General features: G+C 63.4%; 15 protein-coding genes. 6 read left to right on the forward strand and 9 right to left on the reverse strand.

Annotation, left to right across the window (positions count from 1 at the left end; genetic code table 11):
- Positions 1–47: 47 nt before the first annotated feature.
- Complete coding sequence (locus tag AC07UK_RS13210; RefSeq protein ID WP_436224947.1) at positions 48–638, forward strand: helix-turn-helix domain-containing protein; 591 nt, start codon at positions 48–50, stop codon at positions 636–638.
- Positions 639–735: 97 nt separating this feature from the next.
- Here the strand turns inward: AC07UK_RS13210 and AC07UK_RS13215 are convergent, their stop codons facing one another.
- The 4 genes from AC07UK_RS13215 to AC07UK_RS13230 form a co-directional block, all read right to left on the reverse strand.
- Positions 736–1,047 carry a hypothetical protein gene (locus AC07UK_RS13215; RefSeq protein ID WP_436224946.1) on the reverse strand — a complete coding sequence of 104 codons (312 nt, stop codon included), beginning with the start codon at positions 1,045–1,047 and terminating at the stop codon, positions 736–738.
- A gap of 281 nt (positions 1,048–1,328) precedes the next feature.
- Complete coding sequence (locus AC07UK_RS13220) at positions 1,329–1,790, reverse strand: hypothetical protein (RefSeq protein WP_189374564.1); 462 nt, start codon at positions 1,788–1,790, stop codon at positions 1,329–1,331.
- Positions 1,791–2,000: 210 nt separating this feature from the next.
- Positions 2,001–2,240 carry a hypothetical protein gene (locus AC07UK_RS13225; RefSeq protein ID WP_436224945.1) on the reverse strand — a complete coding sequence of 80 codons (240 nt, stop codon included), beginning with the start codon at positions 2,238–2,240 and terminating at the stop codon, positions 2,001–2,003.
- Positions 2,241–2,359: 119 nt separating this feature from the next.
- Positions 2,360–2,563 carry a hypothetical protein gene (locus tag AC07UK_RS13230; RefSeq protein ID WP_010812739.1) on the reverse strand — a complete coding sequence of 68 codons (204 nt, stop codon included), beginning with the start codon at positions 2,561–2,563 and terminating at the stop codon, positions 2,360–2,362.
- 179 nt (positions 2,564–2,742) lie between these two features.
- Here AC07UK_RS13230 and AC07UK_RS13235 point away from each other — a divergent pair, with 179 nt between their 5' ends.
- On the forward strand, positions 2,743–3,051 hold the full coding sequence (locus AC07UK_RS13235) for an EthD family reductase (protein WP_013953608.1): 309 nt from the start codon (positions 2,743–2,745) through the stop codon (positions 3,049–3,051).
- 117 nt (positions 3,052–3,168) lie between these two features.
- Here AC07UK_RS13235 and phaP4 read toward each other — a convergent pair whose 3' ends face one another.
- Positions 3,169–3,738 (reverse strand): TIGR01841 family phasin PhaP4, encoded by a 570-nt coding sequence (gene phaP4 / locus AC07UK_RS13240; RefSeq protein WP_436224944.1) that lies wholly within the window; start codon positions 3,736–3,738, stop codon positions 3,169–3,171.
- Between the two features lie 1,005 nt (positions 3,739–4,743).
- Here phaP4 and AC07UK_RS13245 point away from each other — a divergent pair.
- The 3 genes from AC07UK_RS13245 to AC07UK_RS13255 all read left to right on the forward strand — a co-directional run bounded on the left by AC07UK_RS13245 (position 4,744) and on the right by AC07UK_RS13255 (position 6,327).
- Positions 4,744–5,118 (forward strand): hypothetical protein, encoded by a 375-nt coding sequence (locus tag AC07UK_RS13245; protein ID WP_010812735.1) that lies wholly within the window; start codon positions 4,744–4,746, stop codon positions 5,116–5,118.
- Positions 5,119–5,367: 249 nt separating this feature from the next.
- On the forward strand, positions 5,368–5,571 hold the full coding sequence (locus tag AC07UK_RS13250; protein WP_013953610.1) for a cold-shock protein: 204 nt from the start codon (positions 5,368–5,370) through the stop codon (positions 5,569–5,571).
- Between the two features lie 276 nt (positions 5,572–5,847).
- Positions 5,848–6,327 (forward strand): YMGG-like glycine zipper-containing protein, encoded by a 480-nt coding sequence (locus AC07UK_RS13255; protein ID WP_436224943.1) that lies wholly within the window; start codon positions 5,848–5,850, stop codon positions 6,325–6,327.
- 164 nt (positions 6,328–6,491) lie between these two features.
- Here AC07UK_RS13255 and AC07UK_RS13260 read toward each other — a convergent pair whose 3' ends face one another.
- From AC07UK_RS13260 to AC07UK_RS13270, 3 genes are all read right to left on the reverse strand, one after another.
- Entirely contained in the window at positions 6,492–8,552 is a 2,061-nt protein-coding gene (locus tag AC07UK_RS13260; RefSeq protein WP_494687101.1) for a penicillin-binding protein 1A, read from the reverse strand.
- Between the two features lie 429 nt (positions 8,553–8,981).
- Entirely contained in the window at positions 8,982–9,320 is a 339-nt protein-coding gene (locus AC07UK_RS13265) for a penicillin-binding protein (protein WP_436224942.1), read from the reverse strand.
- A gap of 159 nt (positions 9,321–9,479) precedes the next feature.
- Positions 9,480–10,421: a pseudouridine-5'-phosphate glycosidase gene (locus AC07UK_RS13270; RefSeq protein WP_436224941.1), complete on the reverse strand. Its 942-nt coding sequence runs from the start codon at positions 10,419–10,421 to the stop codon at positions 9,480–9,482.
- 201 nt (positions 10,422–10,622) lie between these two features.
- Between AC07UK_RS13270 and AC07UK_RS13275 the strand changes: the two genes are divergently transcribed.
- A complete protein-coding gene (locus tag AC07UK_RS13275; RefSeq protein ID WP_013953615.1) occupies positions 10,623–11,390 on the forward strand; it encodes a ParA family protein in 768 nt (255 codons plus the stop codon).
- 154 nt (positions 11,391–11,544) lie between these two features.
- Here AC07UK_RS13275 and AC07UK_RS13280 read toward each other — a convergent pair whose 3' ends face one another.
- A complete protein-coding gene (locus AC07UK_RS13280; RefSeq protein ID WP_436224940.1) occupies positions 11,545–12,495 on the reverse strand; it encodes a LysR family transcriptional regulator in 951 nt (316 codons plus the stop codon).
- Between the last annotated feature and the right edge of the window lie 35 nt (positions 12,496–12,530).

Consider the following 12,530-nt stretch of genomic DNA (forward strand, 5'->3'; position numbering starts at 1 on the left):
GTACGGCGCCTGGCGGCCGATCCAAGTCCAACCCATTCCGAGCCTGCATGGCAAAGACCGAGCGCCACCCTCCTGAAGCGGCCGACAGCAAGTCGGCCACCCTGACGCTTGGCGTCAAGCTGCGCCACGCCCGGCTGGTGGCCGGCTACACGCTGCTGCAGCTCGCCGGGAAGGCGGGCTGCTCGGAAAGCCTGATTTCAAAGATTGAGCGCGGGCTGGCCACCCCGTCGTTTACCACGCTGCACCGGCTGGCCGTAGCGCTGGACACCAATATCGGCGCGCTGACCAGCGACGAGGAGCCAAACCAGTCGCCGATCCTGCGGCATGGTGAACGCCCGGTGATCCGGGCCGGCGGCGTGGCGCTCGAACGCGTGGTGCTGCCCAAGCGTGGCGGCCTGCTGCAGGCCAACATCCACATCGTCTGGCCCGGCGAGGCCAGCGACGGGCAGATCGAGCACCAGGGCGAGGAAGTGGGCTACGTGCTAGAAGGACAGCTCGAACTGATGCTCGGCGACGACGTCTACCTGATCGGCCCGGGCGATGCCTTCACGTTCGCCAGCCAGGTGCCGCATGGCTACCGCAATGTGGGCGACGTCGTGGCCAGGGTGCTGTGGGTGAATTCGCCGGCCACCTTCTGAGACGGGTGGACGAAAAGCGGGCTTCCGCAGGGAAGCCCGCGCCTCGGGTCAGGCCCGCAGGAAGGCAGACTTAGCGTAGAACCTGACGGCCTAAGTCCTAGTCGTCATCGTGCCAACGGTGCCACTCGCGATGGCGCTCTCTCCACTCGCGTTCCCTCCACCGCCGCTCACGCCACTGTTGTTCACGCCATGCGCGTGCTTGCCAATCGTCGTAGTAACCTGGCGCCACTACCACCGGGCGCGGAGCCACGTAAACTGGGGCCGGCTCGTAGTACACCGGGGGTGGAGGCGCTGCAACTACGACACCTGGAATACCGATGCCAATTCCGACGTCTACCCTTGCCTGGGCGGCGCCTGACGCAAGCACGGATGCGGCTGCGATTGCACAAACTGCCAAGATCTTCTGCATGATGCTGTTCCGTCGAATGTTGCCAATACCTTAGGGCGTTCTCGCCCTGTTTGGTATGAGCAGAACCTAAAGCTGGTTACCTCGTGTAACGGCGGCAGGTTGTGACGGTTGACCACGGCGCTTGTGCGTCTTGTAAGGCTTTGTATCCACTCCTTCGTAAGCTGACGCTTCAGTCAAGCTCCAGAGACCTTTCCGTCAACGGGTAGGGCTATCGGTCAGCGCGTCGCAGCTGTGCTCGCAGGCCTGCCCTGCGATGCGGGCAGAAGTCAGCGGCTGGCGCATCAATCCTTGTTGCGGTCTCTGCCGCGACCGTTGCCACCGTCGGCATCACGATTCCGCCCACGGTCATCACCGCGGTTACCGCCACGGTCATTGCCCCGGTCCTCGCCACGCTCGCCTCGCCGGTCCCGGCCGCGATTCTCCGCGCGCTCATCGCCGCGATTCCATCCACGCTTCTCGCCGCGGTTTTCGCCTTGATCTCCGCCACGGTTCCAGCCGCGGTTGTCACGGTCGCTCCAATCACGGCCCCTGTTTCGCTTCTCGTCCCGGTCCCAGCCCCGATCCCAGTCACCGCCCCACTTTCGGTTGCCGCCGTAGTACCTCGCGCCGTCCCAATCGGAGTAACCGCCGCCGTAAATCGGACGCGAGTAACCGCCGTGGTAGTAGCCGTCATCATAGGGAGCGATGGCGCAGCCGGTGAGAAGTGCTGCCGTGGCTACGGTGAGCACAAATAGGGATTTCATGGTGACCTGCGCTTGCAGTTGGCGAATTTGCCGCAAGGATACCGACGGGCACCTCCCCCGGTTGTAAGAAATCGTGTCCCACAGCGCGGGGGGCGGGGCTAGCTGTAGCCGTCAACCCGCGCCAATGACGGCAGCACCGGTCGTCAACGTGCCTGAGATGGCGAGCTAGTCGGTGAAGGAATCGAAACGCTTCGGCGTAGCCGCATGGGGCTACAAGCCGGTCTTGGTGTTCTCGACGCAAGCCTTTGCGTAAGCGATTGCCTCGGTCATTGCCTCGTCCTCGCTACTGAACGAGGCTTTGATCTTGTGCCGCAAGCCTGGGACAAACTCGTTTGCGTGATCGATTCTTCGCTCGAACAATACCGATGCCTCCCAGGTCCCGGATTTAGTCTTCCAGACCGTGCAGTGGCAGTAGTATTCCCCTTCTTCTACCCAGGCATGGCTCGACATGGCGACCTCCCATCGTTTGGAGGAATCCTAGCATGACGAAAGAACGCCCCATCCGGCATCAACTGCGGCGGCGCGTAGACTGCCAATCCGTGGATCTGGGCGGTCGATTTCAGAGGGGTTCAGCCGTGATCATCTACCCACGCTTTCGCCCAGGCAATGCCGGCTGCCGCAGCACGCTCAAACGAGGGGTAGTACCCCAAGGGATCCGATCCTTCCTCGATGCGGCCGTCCTTCTCAACTGCACCGGATGCCTCGAAGGATCCGTCGCCAAGCTGCTTGGCAAAGCCGCGGACGATGTAGCCCTGGTAGCTTTCGATTGTCATGACGACCTCCGATTTAGATAGGAAAATCGTAGCATGAAGACACTGGTCAATCCGCAGTGCGCGCTGTGCATCAAGCGCGCCGGACGATACGTGTCCTGACGGAAATGGGGTTCACACGCTGCAGGGAAGCTACACTGGCAAGCTCGGGCTCTATCTAACTCACGCTTGGAGGAACCACGATGGCAAAGCTGATGGTGCTATACAAGAAGCCTGCGGACACGGCGGCGTTTGATTCCTATTACTTCTCGACCCATGTTCCGATCGCCAAGAAGATCGCCGGCCTGCGAAGCTACGAGGTCAGCAGCGGCCCGGTTGCAAGCCCAGCCGGCGATTCGCCGATTCACCTGGTTGCGGTGCTGAGCTTCGATTCGCTGGCGGCGCTCCGGCAGGCAATGGCTTCGCCTGAGGGCGCCGCCGCAGCAGCCGACCTGGCCAATTTTGCCCAGGCCGGCGTTGACATGCTGATATTCGACACGAAGGAAGTCTAGGCCGGCGGTTCGTGGCCCCGCTGCGGCACAGGGGAGGCGAGAGATCGGCGGCGGTGCAAAGCACATGGCCGCCTCCAGCGCTCCACCTCTTCTGGCTTTCCAGGAGCCAAAGCCGACTTAATTTGCAGCCGCCTTTGAGGCCTGTGCCGCACGACGTTGCATGCCTTTCGAGGCCACCTGCGCAGCAGTATTGAAGCTGCTCTCAGCCACTTGCACGGCCTGCTTTGCCGTCGTTTGCATCGACTCATAGAGCGTAGTGGTCGCGTTGACGGCCTCCTGCCAGGCAGCCAACGGCGCCGCCGCCGTGCCGGCTGGCGTTTGGCTCACCACGCTTCCAAGGAAGTCTTGCAGACCCTGCTTGCCTGCCGTGTATTGGACCTCGGCGACCTTCTCGAACTCCGCCCGGGTGGCGGCGAGGATGTCGTACAGTTGACGGCGATACGCCAAGACATTGTCGGCTGCGGGTTGAAATAGTTCGATTTGCAATTCGACCAGTTCTTGCGGGTCCTTGGCTGAGAGCGCTTTCCTTGCGCCTTCTCGTGAATCAGCCAGCGCCGTCTTCATCGTTTGGAGATTCAGCTCCAGCAGTTTTTCGAAGCCCTCAAAGGCCTTGCCGGTCAGCCCGGTCAGGGCTTCAATGCCTGCCATCTGGACCTTCATGAATTGCTCGGGGGACCACTGAGTCATCTTGCGTCTCCTAAGTACGACCCGCCACCTGAGCCATCCGATGAGAGCTCCGACGGGACGTGAATCGATTGGAAAACGATGGCTGCATTGTGACCCTGGCAGCCGAAAGCGCGCCAACGTCCGCAGTCACTACCAGCTAAAGCAATACGCTCATAAGCAGGCCTGGCGAGCCTGACCTTCCCTTGCGCGAACTCGGCCGAGGGCTTTCAGAAAAGCGTAGCCCTGGATTGTCACCTGAGGGCGGCTTCGGTTTGGCCCAAGGCGCTCAAGCGTAACCAGTTGATACGCGAGCAGCGTATCCATATCCGCGCGGTCCAGCTCCGTTGGGTCGGAGCTGCCGCTTACCAGTACAAGCGTGGCGAATTCATGATGACTCAGCACAGTCGTCTCCCAAGCTGTAGGTTTACTTTTGCTACGGGACTTCACTACCGTCCGTGACAGCCGGCCTGGTTTGCACAGGCCGCTTGTTTCGTCTCGGACGCGAGGTTCTGGCTGGCGGGTGCTTGTTCTCGCACCCGGAACGTTCATCTTAGTTGCTTACCACCTTGTGTTCAATATGATTGGAAGCATGTCTGACGTAATCCCCGGTATTTTCTCCATTGCCAAAACGTGCGCAGGGAAAGCTCGACGAATATCGCAACGTGATATGCATCCAGGTTCAGGAGCATTCATTCGCCGACCGGCCGGACGGCTTGCATTAGCACCACTCGCCGAGGTCTGCTACCAATATGCCGCTGCCGGGGAAAGGCATTGAGCTTCAGGCCGAATGAGCACCGCTCTGTGTCAAAAAAAACCCGCGTCGCCGGAGCGGTTGCGCGGGTGGTGGTAGCAGGACTACAGGGCGATTCTATATTGACTTAGATTTTTCTTACGTCAGAATTAAGCAGGATCTTGACTCCAAATCTGAAGCCAAGAGTCATGAGCGGGGCGACGTGCCGTTGAGTTCAGTTGCACGTTGAAGCAGGCCGGCGACCCGCGCGCGGGAAGGTGTGAGTGGAGGCAGAAATGACAACGGCTCGGGCTGGAACCAAAGGGGAAGCTATCAGGCTCCTGGAGGCAGAGGGGGTCGCGCTGGTCGAGCTCGACTATGAGTCAGGCTGGCAGGATGCCATTGAGCTCGGGCGCCTAGGTAATAAGGTAGGGATACGGGTGGAGTATCGGGGACACGAAAGCATTGCCGTGAAGTCCCTCGCGGCGCTCATTGCCGGCCTCAGCCGGCCAAAGGTGTCCTTCCGGCAACGGAACCTTTACTGCCAGTTTGCATTGGACCAGCTCGCAGCCAACGAGTTGGTTGCCCTGGAGACAAAAGCCATGAAGGCTGGCGACTACATCCTGGCCGGGCACCTGTTGCGGGACGTCGATGCCGTCTGGACTGAGTAAGCCTGGATCGGGGGGATTTCCTCCGATTCGGCGGTCGGAAATTTGCGCACCCAGCCCGTATCGCGACTCGCCCGCCTCATCTTCAGCGCTCTCACCCAGAGGTTAACCCGCAGATACTGCCCGCCCTCCTCTTCGGTATGCTAGGGGTTCGGCGCGCCGTATCGCGTTCAACCATATTCTGGCGACGGGGCGATTCTGGGGCGGGACTTCTCAGCACGCAACCTGTGTGCACTAAATGTCGAGGACGAGATGGCGACTGGCATCGTGAAGTGGTTTAACAGTGAAAAGGGCTATGGGTTCATCACGCCGGATGATGGCGGCAAGGACTTGTTTGCCCACCACAGCGAAATCCAGGGCACCGGATTCAAATCGCTGGAGGAAGGTGCGAGAGTGGAATTTGAAGTCACGCAAGGTCAGAAAGGCCCACAAGCGTCACAGATTCGCCCGCTATAGTCGCCCTGCGCCGCCTGACGGCCTGAATTGACAAAGCCCTCCACGAATTGCGAAGGGCTTTTTTGCTTTCCGGCTCGTGGCGACCCCATCCTGGGGGTCGCTATTTCCTGCGCCAATATCGACTGACAACAGCATTCCGGGCTCAGCGCGACAGGCCTCGGGGTCATGGCGGCGGAGGTAGCCGGCCACCGTTGCGAGTTCCGGACGGAGCCGCTTGCCGCCCCGTGTAAACTCCTGCATCGGCGGATCGCCAACCACCCCCTATTGAGGAAGAACATGACTCGACAATCACTTCGCACGCTGTACCTGACCCTGCTGCTAGCCGCTGCCACCACACCGGCGTTGGCCGATGACCTGAAGAACGCCGTGGGAGGCGGTCTGGGCGGTGCCGCGGGCGCGGCCGTCGGTGGCGCACTGGGCGGCAGCACGGGTGCCGTGATCGGCGGCGCGGTGGGCGGCGGTGCGGGCGGCGCGGTGACTGCCAACAAGAAGGAACGGACTGGCGCCGTCGTGGGTGGCGCGCTGGGCGGTGGCGCCGGCGCTGCGGCCGGCAATGCCCTGGGCGGCCGGACCGGCGGCATCGTCGGTGCCGCGGCCGGTGGTGCAGCGGGTTCGGCGCTGGGCGGCAATGTGTCGCGCAACAACTATGCCGATGACCACAGGAACGGCAATGTGTCGCGCAACAGCTATGGCGATGACAAGAATGGCAATCGGGGCAAGCACAAGGGCCAAAAGAAGCATCGTCACGACGACTGAGCGAGGCGACGCGCGATGGCGCCCGTCATTGGGGCATCTGTCCCATCGCGCGCTTGACCGCGTCGCGCGCCGGGTTCCGGACGGCCGCCGCTGCGGTCGACCGGCTCGGGTCGCTGCGTCGGCGGAAGCTGTGAAGGCGAATTTCGCGTCCGCCAGCGTCGGCGTCAAAACCTCCAGAACAGGAAGCGCCGATGCTGTTGCGCCTGGACCTTGCGAGGAGCCCTGGTCTCAGGGGTGAGCCGCGCGTCCGGATCGATCACCCGCGCACGCAGCGCCATATCGTAGAATGCGCCCACCATCGGCAGCGCGCTATGCGCGCCCTGGCCCCAGTCGTTGCCGAGCGTCACACGTCCATCGTCAAAACCCACCCACGCGCCCGCGACCAGTTGCGGATGCATCAGGATGAACCAGCCATCCGCGTTGTCCTGCGTGGTGCCCGTCTTGCCGGCCACGTCGGCGCGAATCCCGAAGCGCGTCCGGATGCCTGCGCCGGTGCCCCGGATAACGACGTCGCGCATCACATCGACGAGCGTTTGCGCGGCGGCGGCGGGCAGTGCCTGCTCCGGCGCTGCGCTCGCAAATTCGGCGAGCACCTTGCCGTCGTGATCCTCGATGCGGGTAACCATGCGCGGTTCGACATAGGCGCCACGGTTCGCGATCGTGCTGTACGCCGATACCATTTCCTTGAGCGTGACCGGGCTCGTGCCGAGCGCGAGCGACGGCACCGCTTCGAGCGGACTGTCGCGCACGCCCATCGCGCGCGCAAGCCGTGCGACCTTCTCGGGGCGTTCCTTTTGCATGAGCTGAGCGGTGACGCGGTTGCGCGAATACACTAGCGCGTCGCGCAGCGTCATCGGCCGGTCGGTGGGCGGCGCCGCGTCGGTAGGCCGCCAGGTCGCCTGGCCGGCCAGTGGAATGGCGACGTTCCGGTCTACGATCGTATCGCTTGGCCGCGCGCCGTCCGCGAACGCCGCCCCGTAGACGAACGGCTTGAAGGTCGAACCCGGCTGGCGCCGGGCCTGCTGCACGTGATCGAACGGTGCGTCACTGAAGTCGCGACTGCCGACCCATGCCTTGATATCGCCGTTGCGCGGATCAATCGCGACAAAACCCGCCTGGACCTGAGTCTTGCTCCGGCAGAGTGCGCGGACGAACGTCGGGTTGGTGCCGAGTTTCCTGAGCGCCGCCTGATCCGATTGACCAGCATCGCGTGCGGCGCGATAGTCGGGCGTTTGCCGGATGAACGTCCGGAACAGGTCGTTGCCAGGCCAACAGCCCGTGCGTTCGTTCCACGCCCCGTTCGCGATCCATTGCAGCTGGCTCGCCTGCCAGTCCATCGCCTGCACCGCCATCGCCTGCAGACGGTAATCCATAGTCGTGCGCACGACCAGCCCGTCGGCGTAGATGTTGTAGCCGTTGCGCTCGGCCCATGCGATCAGCCACTTGCGCAGCTGCGCGGAAAAATGCGGCGCCGCGCCTCGTGGCGCGGTCTGCAACCCGAAATTGACGTTGAGCGGTTGCCGCCGCAACCAGGTGTAAGCGTCGGGCTTGAGCTTCCCGTACTTGTTCATCTGCCCGAGCACGGTGTTTCGCCGCTCCAATGCGCGCTCGGGATTCAGGACAGGGTTGTAGGTGCTGTTGGCCTTCAGCATGCCGACGAGTGTCGCGCTTTCGAGGATGTCGAGCTGATGCGCCGATTTGCCGAAGTAGGTGCGTGCGGCCATTTCCACGCCGTAGGCGTTGTACAGGAACGGCACATTGTTCAGGTACGTCTCAAGGATCTGGTCCTTGCTGTACACGGCTTCGATCTTGAGCGCCGTGATCGCTTCCCTGATCTTGCGCGCGAGGGTCGGCGCGCGGCCGACTTCGTCGGGATACAGGTTGCGCGCGAGCTGCTGCGTGATCGTCGAGCCTCCCTGCCGGTCGCCGGAGAACGTATGCAGCGCGGCCGACGCGGTACGCAGCCAGTCGATCCCGTAATGCTCATAAAAGCGGCGATCTTCGGTGGCGACCAATGCAGCCACCATGTACGGCGAGATCTGCCCGAGCGATACCCACTCGCGATTGACCGGCTTGAATTCGTCGATCACTCTGCCGTCGGCCGATACGATCAGCGCTGGGCGGTCGATGCGGGCTTTGCGGATATCGCCAATGCCCGGCGTAAACGGCACGAGCGCCAGCACGTACAGCAGAAACAGCGCCGGCACTGCGGCGAGCGTCAGCATGATGCCGCGTCGTGTCGGGTGGCGAAGCCGGCGCAGCGCGCCGGGAAAGACGCGCCTGGCTATCGTGATGCTGGCAGCGGCCAGCGATTGGATGCGGATGAGCCACCGTGCGCAGTACTCACGACAAAACAATAGACAGCGGCGATTCACGGTGGCGGGACGCTTTGCGGAAAGAGCGGGATCGTACCAAAGCGGAAGGAAGCATCTGTTGTCAATACGGGGCTGCGCGGGCGGCATTAACAAACGATTACATTTGTTTCGTACGGCCAACGTGCGCTTCCTGTGCTCCTGGCTTTGCGGCGGTCATTTTTGCGATCAATGCCGGCGGGCGGCGTATGGCATGCGAGCGCGCGTCGGCGATCCGAACGCCTGCGCTCGATCGCATAGCGAACTGAGGTAGTGAAGCAATCGCCTGACCTCTGACGCGCTTCAGCGGCCCATGCGGCGGTTGTAGCTGCGCGAAATGCGCGCCATCAACGCCGGATCGGGTGCAGCCATGCCGTCGAATTCCACCCGTACGAAGCCGTCTGCCTGCTGGTGAACTCCGGCCATCACCGTGCTGGTATCCAGACTGCCGACGACCACGCCGTTGACCGGGTCCTCGACGCTGATCGCCAGGCCCTGGTCGCGCATGGCCCCGGCGGCTGCGGTGAAGGTGCGATCGAAGCTGGCCGGCCCCATGACGGTAAAGGCGCCTGTTCCGGCCGGCTCCAATGTACACGCCGAAAGCGCCAGCATGGCGCCGCTGACTATCAGTGAGAGTCGCATGATGATGACTCCTTCTGCCAGCCCCGGATCGAAAATGTACGCGTTGCGACTTCAGGCGAGTTTTCCGCTCCCCGGTCGCTAAGTTACAAGATTAGGCGACGTCGGCGCATAGACACAGCTTGCCAGGTGCGCGCCCGCACCCTGCGGACGCCGGCCTGCTCACCTGACCGGCTGCCCGGTGGCCGCCAATGCCAGCGCCAGCCTTGCCCCCACCTCGGCGTTGTGTTTTACGAGCGCGATGTTTGTCGCCAGGCTGCGTCCGCTCGTCAGCGCCTTGATGCGAGCCAGCAGGAAAGGTGTCACGGCCTTGCCGGTGATTCCCTGCGCCGTGGCCTCGGCAAGCGCCTGCCGAGTCAGCGCGTCGATCTCCCCGGACGTCATCGCTGCCGCTTGCGGCACCGGTGTGCTCAACACCACGCCGCCCGCCAGGCCCAAGTCCCACTTGGTGCGGATGAAGCGCGCCTGCTCCGCCGCGTCGTCCAGCCTGAAGTCAGCGCGAAAGCCGCTGTCGCGCGTGTAGAACGCAGCCACATTGTCTTGCTCACAGCTGAGCACCGGCACGCCGTGTGTTTCCAGGTATTCCAGCGTGAGTCCGATGTCCAGGATGGACTTCGCCCCGGCACAGACCACCACCACCGAGGTCCTGGCCAGTTCCTGCAGGTCGGCCGAGATGTCGAAGGTCTCCTGCGCACCGCGGTGCACGCCGCCAATCCCGCCGGTGACAAAGACCTCAATGCCCGCCAGCGCGGCACATATCATCGTGCCGGCCACGGTCGTGGCGCCGAGCCCGCCGCCGGCCAGCACGGCCGGCAGGTCGCGGCGGCTCACCTTGTGTACCCGGTCCGAGCGCCCGAGCAGTTCCAGTTCGTCGGCCGAAAGCCCGATGCGGATTCGCCCGCCAATCAGGGCGATCGTCGCGGGCTCGGCTCCCAGGTCGCGGATCAGGGCCTCCACTTCGCGCGCCGTGCGAACGTTCTCCGGGTAGGGCATGCCGTGGGCGATGATGGTCGATTCCAGCGCCACGAGCGGGCGGCCGGCAGCCTGTGCAGCGGCCACAGGCGCGCTGAAGGTCAACCAGGAGCGGGCAAGGTCGGCAACCATGTCGATGCTTTCGGTGGCGTGAGCCGCATGGTGTGCAGCACAAGGCTGGTCCATGAAGTGCAAGCGCGGGACCAGCTCATGGCGCCAATGGTACAGCGAGCCCCGGGCCTGGAATATCGTTTCATAGCCGGGCGGGTGCTGCCGGGAACCTCACGCTAAGGTATGCTGCCGCTTTCGGATCGATTCTCTCCAGAGGGGCAAATGCGGCGCGTCGTATTCAATCAGAAGGGTGGGGTCGGAAAATCGACCATTGTATGCAATCTCGCGGCAATCAGCGCCAGCGAGGGCTTGCGCACCCTGGTCATAGACCTGGATGCACAAGGTAACTCCACCCAGTACCTGCTTGGCGCGCAGGCCGCGGAGGCAAGTCCGACCGCGGCCAATTTTTTCGAGACCTCCCTGACCTACAACTTCAGGCCGGTGGAATTTACGTCCTTTGTCCACCCGACGCCGTTCGAGAACCTCGATGTGATGCCGGCGCATCCTGACCTGGATTCCCTCCACGGCAAGCTCGAGTCCCGCTACAAGATCTACAAGCTACGCGACGCCTTGCTCGAGCTGGAGGCAGTCTATGACGCCATCTACATCGACACGCCACCGGCCCTGAATTTCTATACCCGCTCCGCACTAATCGCCGTGGAGCGTTGCCTGATCCCGTTCGATTGCGATGACTTCTCGCGCCGCGCCCTCTACACGCTGCTTGATAACGTGAAGGAAATCCAGCAGGACCACAACGACGGGTTGCAGGTCGAAGGGATCGTGATCAACCAGTTCCAGCCGCGAGCCAGCCTGCCGCAGAAACTGGTCGACGAACTGGTAAGCGAGGGCCTGCCAGTACTTGAATCGCGGCTGTCTGCATCGGTGAAGATCCGCGAATCGCATCAGCATGCCACCCCCATGATCCATCTGGATCCGCGCCACAAGCTTGCGCAGGAATACGTGGCGTTGCACCGCGAGCTGGCTGGTTGAAGACGAGACCCTCGCGCGAACCTAAACCGCAATTAAAACAAGTGGATAGGAAGGGATTTCGGGAGAAATCCCAGACGGCCCTGCGACAGCCTGAGTGTGTCGGAGCCGGCTCGCGGATGTGGAGGCGTGCGATGCGTGGGATGGGCCATCCGGCTCACTCTCCCTCCCACCGCAACGCCCCCAGGCAAGCGACCAGCGCCGTCACCACATCATCGTCCACCGCCTGCCGCCGCCACATCACCCCCACCGGTGGCAGATCCCAGCTAAGCGCATGCGGCAACGCAGTCGCCCCCTTGGAATCGGCCAGTTCGCTGGCCACCGCCTTCGGCACGATGGTCGTTGCCGCCGGATGCTTGCGCATCAGCGTAGCCATGGTCTTGATCGAATAGGTCTCGACGATCGGCGTGGGCTGCGCCACCCCCGCCACCGCAAAGATGGTGTTGATGGTGCGCCGGATCGGCGTGTTGGGCGGTGGCAGTATCCAGTCGCGCTCGGCCAGCTGGCGCCAGTCGAGCGGTCCGCGCGCCAGCCGGGCCGCTGCCGCGGTGGGCACGACCAGCGCCGGTTCTTCGCGATACAGCGGCTGCTGCGCGATGTCCGCGCCCGGCGCATAGAAAGTGCGCGCCACCACGCAGTCCAGTTCGTGCTCGCGCAGTGCGCTGACCAGTTCGTCGGTGGTGCCTTCGCGTACCAGCACCGAGATCCGCGGTGTCTGGGCCAGGCCGAAGGTGCAGGCGGCGTCGAGCACGCTGCGGCTGATGTACGGAATCACGCCGATGCGCAGCCGGCCCGACAGCCCGGACTCGATCGCTGCCAGTTCGCGCCCCAGCGCATCGGCATCGGCCAGCGTCAGCCTGGCATGCGCCAGCACCGCACGGCCGGTGGGCGTGGGCTCCAGTCCGCGCCGGGTGCGGGTGAACAGCGGCGCCATGAAGATGTCTTCAATCTCGCGCAGGGTCTTGGTGACGGCCGGCTGCGACAGGTTGAGCTCGGCAGCCACCCGCGACACCGAGCGCTGGCGCTCCAGCGCCAGCAGCAGCGGCAGGTGCCTGAGGCGCAGGCGGGACACCAGGTTGTGGACCAGCTTGTCGGGGGCGATAGACACGGGGCCTTCCTGCAATGGAGGAGCAAGTCGCATTA

This window comes from Cupriavidus sp. GW821-FHT07C08 (assembly GCF_059419025.1).